This is a genomic window from Pelatocladus sp., from assembly GCF_059505505.1.
The window spans coordinates 1-4,348 of sequence record NZ_JCACKS010000156.1 but is presented as its reverse complement, the minus strand read 5'-3'; the positions used below and the strand labels follow the sequence as shown (position 1 = coordinate 4,348).

The 4,348-nt window shown below is 37.8% G+C and carries 7 protein-coding genes; 3 read left to right on the top strand and 4 right to left on the bottom strand.

The window, feature by feature from the left end:
* Positions 1-64: 64 nt before the first annotated feature.
* The 4 genes from AC5JMK_RS13080 to AC5JMK_RS13065 form a co-directional block, all read right to left on the bottom strand.
* Positions 65-550, bottom strand: a complete 486-nt coding sequence (locus AC5JMK_RS13080; RefSeq protein WP_495910282.1) for a hypothetical protein — start codon at positions 548-550, stop codon at positions 65-67.
* An 8-nt stretch (positions 551-558) separates the two neighbouring features.
* Entirely contained in the window at positions 559-756 is a 198-nt protein-coding gene (locus AC5JMK_RS13075) for a hypothetical protein (RefSeq protein WP_026718915.1), read from the bottom strand.
* A gap of 194 nt (positions 757-950) precedes the next feature.
* Positions 951-1,325, bottom strand: coding sequence for a hypothetical protein (locus AC5JMK_RS13070; RefSeq protein ID WP_495910281.1), 375 nt, complete (start codon positions 1,323-1,325; stop codon positions 951-953).
* A gap of 150 nt (positions 1,326-1,475) precedes the next feature.
* Positions 1,476-2,048 carry a LabA-like NYN domain-containing protein gene (locus AC5JMK_RS13065; RefSeq protein WP_044450801.1) on the bottom strand — a complete coding sequence of 191 codons (573 nt, stop codon included), beginning with the start codon at positions 2,046-2,048 and terminating at the stop codon, positions 1,476-1,478.
* A 393-nt stretch (positions 2,049-2,441) separates the two neighbouring features.
* Between AC5JMK_RS13065 and AC5JMK_RS13060 the strand changes: the two genes are divergently transcribed.
* From AC5JMK_RS13060 to AC5JMK_RS13050, 3 genes are all read left to right on the top strand, one after another.
* Positions 2,442-3,410 carry a LabA-like NYN domain-containing protein gene (locus AC5JMK_RS13060; protein ID WP_495910280.1) on the top strand — a complete coding sequence of 323 codons (969 nt, stop codon included), beginning with the start codon at positions 2,442-2,444 and terminating at the stop codon, positions 3,408-3,410.
* A 73-nt stretch (positions 3,411-3,483) separates the two neighbouring features.
* A complete protein-coding gene (locus AC5JMK_RS13055) occupies positions 3,484-3,804 on the top strand; it encodes a hypothetical protein (RefSeq protein ID WP_044450803.1) in 321 nt (106 codons plus the stop codon).
* On the top strand, positions 3,804-4,247 hold the full coding sequence (locus tag AC5JMK_RS13050; protein ID WP_495910279.1) for a PIN domain-containing protein: 444 nt from the start codon (positions 3,804-3,806) through the stop codon (positions 4,245-4,247). Before AC5JMK_RS13055 ends, AC5JMK_RS13050 begins: the two co-directional genes overlap by 1 nt.
* The last annotated feature ends 101 nt before the right edge of the window (positions 4,248-4,348 follow it).

The window sequence follows — 4,348 nt, the reverse complement described above, 5'->3', positions numbered from 1 at the left end:
CTCCCAACTATTGCAACTATTGCAAACTCGTAACTGATAACTGTTAACTAATAATTGTTAACTTTTAATCATCAGTGTTGATTGCGTAACGTGCTGTGACAAGCAAAGTAGCGAGATTATGTCCTTTTTCAGCTAGATTGCTAGGTTTCCAACTATTGAGCCATTTATCTCGATTAAACCCTCCGCCAAGTCCAACACAATACCAGTACCATCCTTCATCGCTTAAAAATGGCGCTCCGTAGTAGCTCTGTCTGGTAAAATGATGGTCTCCTTCTCCTACCGTGTCCCAAGGATAGTTGAGATAGCAGCCAATCGGGGGAAGCCGGGGGTATTCTGATGGTAATAAAAACAAAACATCAGTATTAGAAGCCTTGAATTTTTTGGACGATAAAGGCATTCCCTTGACTAAAACTGCTGTGTATTTCGTATTACCAATAGTCTTGCTACCAGCAATAATATTCTTGGCAACTTTTTCTAATAATTTGAGTTCTTCAATAATTCTCGAACTCGGTTGATTTCCGAATTGATCTGGATTAATTGTGATTGTCATACTTCACCTCAACCTTTAACAATTTTGGGAACAGTCCACACTTTTGAGCCTTCTTTGAGGGCTTCATTATTTTTCATTGGTCGAGTACCACTAAAACCTTCTTCCATGACATCATCACTACCAATTTCTGGCAGTCTGGCTTTTAAATCTTCAACTGTTGCACCTTCTGGTAAATCAACCAATTTTCCATTAACAACTGCTCTCATCTAATCTCCTCGCTTTTTGATGATTTTTGAAATTTTTAGTAAGCGTTGTCTTCGCTTAATTTGTCAGCGGATTTTCAGACTATTAATTGAGTAATGAGAACCTGGTAGGGTGCGTTATGGACATTAGTCCTAACGCATCAAATATCTGGGATGGTGCATAAGATAGCGGCATAACACATCCTACAAAACTACTCTCAAACTAGTTTGATTAATTCTATAGATTCAACGGATTTAAAAGATTTACTCTTCTGGTATTGTGGTTGATTATTGATTCCAAACCAGAACCATAAGCCAACTAATCCCACAGCGCCACAAACCTTTAGCAATAACAATTGTTTGGTTTGATTTGAGATAGTTTCCTCCACATAAGTCAATTTTTTATCTAACTTTTGGATATACCTTTTAACACTATCCATTTCCTCTAAATATTTTGTGCTATTTTGTTTAGCGATCGCACTGATTTGTAACTCTAAATTTTGATAGCGCCCTTGCAAATCTTCTGTTTTTCGTTTAATCGTATCTAATTGATTTTGTTCTTGGGCGATTAATTTTCCATTAACTGTTGTCATGATTACTCCTTTGTTTGAGCAGTCGAAAATATTGTGAAATCAGTGTAGACTCGCAAACTGCTTGCCGTAGCGTAGGCTATACTAAACAGTTATCAATCCAATTTGATAACCGAATAATTGTACAGACGCGATTCATCGCGTCTCTAACTGTTAATCAAAGACATTCGCGTTGCCAATTCTGTGGTAATTTTGATTTTCATTTTGGGCATTAAATTTATCAAATACTTCGATTAAGTCCACAACACTATTAGCGGAATTTTTTAATTCACTACCTAGAGATTGTTCCACTGAAGCGACTTCAACCCGCATTCCACGCTTTCTGAGTTTTTCTGCTAGATAAGCAAAATCAGAATCTCCAGTCACCAAAACAACAATATCTGGTTTAACTTCTAGAGCTAATTCAACAGCATCCATCGCCATTACAACATCAACATTAGTTTCATACTCATCTCCTTTTGCTTTACCTTCTTTGGAGACAACTAGAAAGCCATTACTTCTTGCCCAATAAACAAATTTCTCTTTAGTTTTACGTTGTTCTTCAAATCTCTCTCTAGCCGGAGGTAAACCAATATAAATCACCATTTCAATCAGTTCTCTACCTTCCTTGGGATCGGCTAGATAGTCCCGAATTTTATGCCAGTCTATCTTTCTGTTAAAGCTTTGGGCTGAGAAGAAAGTGTTATCTGCATCTGCAAATATTAATACGCGACGATTTGTTTTCATACGCCTCACTGATGTTTTTTGGATTTGTGCTTGCGCTTGTATGTTTGTTATTAAAACCTATGGGTGGAAAGGGGGAGTTCCTTCACATACAGAACCCCGATTTCCTGAAGGATACAGCTGGCGAATGGTGGGTCTGACCCCTCTTTTGTCCACAAATTGGTTTGTAGAGACGCGAAATTACCCTGCGGGAACGCTAAAAGCGAACGCGTCTCTACATCTAGTGGAATGACGAAAAATCGTTGATGAGGGGTGTAATACCAATTCTCTATAATCTCGCAACAGTAAAGTAGGGTGCGACTAACGCACCCGACAAATTGAACTTGGAACAATCCCTTTCCGTTCGTCTTTTATATTGAGTTTGTCGCAATCAAAGACAAGCAAATAAATATTCTTATGAAATTTGATAGAGCAATTCTAATTACGATGGGTATCTCGGTTGGATGTATTGTGACTGGTACTATCACAGAGAAACCTTTGCTGAAAGGAGTGGGTGAAGTGGCTGCGATCGCAGCTATTTCTTCTGGATTACTCGTCAAACAAAATACCTCAGACACAAACAAGCAAGAACAATTGACTGAGTTTAAAAAAGAAAATTCTTGTCTGCAAACTCAACTTCAACAGACACAGAATGAATTGAATAAGCTGGGGAAAAAATTCCAAACCCAGAATACTCGCCAACGTCTTAACCTTTCTGAACTGCAAAAATTGCAGCATCAGCAAAAAATAGTCTTAAAAACAATCGCTCATCTCGAATGCAAGTTAGCCAGTAATGAGAAAACTGCTTCCATCAAACCCGATAGTTCTACTCAAAACTCAAAAGAAACCTCTATTAAACCCCTCACCCAATCTCAAGAATCAGTCACTCGTGTATATATAGATGGTAACAACTTAAATTTTGCCCTTCAGGGATTGCTAGTTGAGCTTGACTACGATGCGTTACGGATAGAACTCACTTCATTTGCTACTTGTACAACTTTTAAATATTATACAGGTATTTTAGAACCTGTTACTGAAGGACACAAGCGGTTCATTGCTTATTTAAAACGTCTGCGTTATGAAGTGGTAGAACTCCCTGTTTTACACCGTTCTGATAGCAATGCTTTAAAAACTGTCGGTGATGATGTCAAAATTGCTGTAGACATGATTGGGGAAGTCAAAAGTGGAGATCAAGTTATTCTTGTCAGTGGAGATGGGGATTTTATTCCAGCTATTGAAGAAGTTCAACGTCGGGGTGTGAAAGTTACTGTAGTTGCGAAAAAGGGGATGTTGAGTGAGCAACTTTCCCAAATCGCTGATGATGTTGTCTTGTTAGATGATATTCAATATAAAATCGCTAAACATAGAAAGTTAAATGTGGCTTAAATTCAGTAAACAGTTATCAGTTATCAAGCTGGTAACGAGGGCATACAATCAAAGAGAGTGATTAGAGGTAAAAATGACTACTAAAGATTTATTAATTCAAGAAATAGAGACTTTACCACCGGAATTGCTAATAGAAGCACTCGATTTGATTCGTTCTATTAAGGTTAGTCATGCAAAAAAGGAGTTGGAACCAGTCCAGCAAGAATCTATCCCGTTAACTAATTCTACAAAATCGAACAGCGAGCAAGAGCAACTTACATACCGTCCGGGTTCCGGACGTTCTATCCTCCGACACGCGGGGACTTGGGAAGGTGATGATTTTGAGGAATGTCTTCAATTAGTATATGCTACCCGTGGTCAAGCTAAATTTGATGACGAAAACCCATTTGAATAATGTATTTATTGGATACAAATCATTGTAGTGCCATTATCTTAGGCAATGTAAATGTTATTCGTCGTGTTAGTGAAGTTGGAGAAAATAATATTGCAACTTGTGTAATTGTGCAGGGTGAACTGACATTCATGATGGAAAAATCCCAGCGCACAGAAGTAAATCTTGCTCGGTTAGTAGAGTTTTTAGAAGATATTCGCATCTACAGGGTAACGGAATCTACAGCAACTATCTACGGTCAATTAAAATCAGCTTTATTCAATCAATTTGCACCCAAGGATAAAAGCAAGCGGCGAAAAACTAAAGTCACTGATTTGGGTTTTGATGAAAATGACCTTTGGATAGCCGCTATTGCAATGCAAAATAATTTGACTGTTGTTTCAAGTGATAGTGACTTTTTACGAATTCAACAAGTGAGAAAATTTGCTCTTGAATCTTGGGTTTGAATTAGTGTAAATCTACTTGAAAGTTTTAGCCAATAAATTTTCAAAAGGGAGAGATAATTCTCTCCCTTTTTCTAATCCGAATTAACCCAATCGGTGGGGGG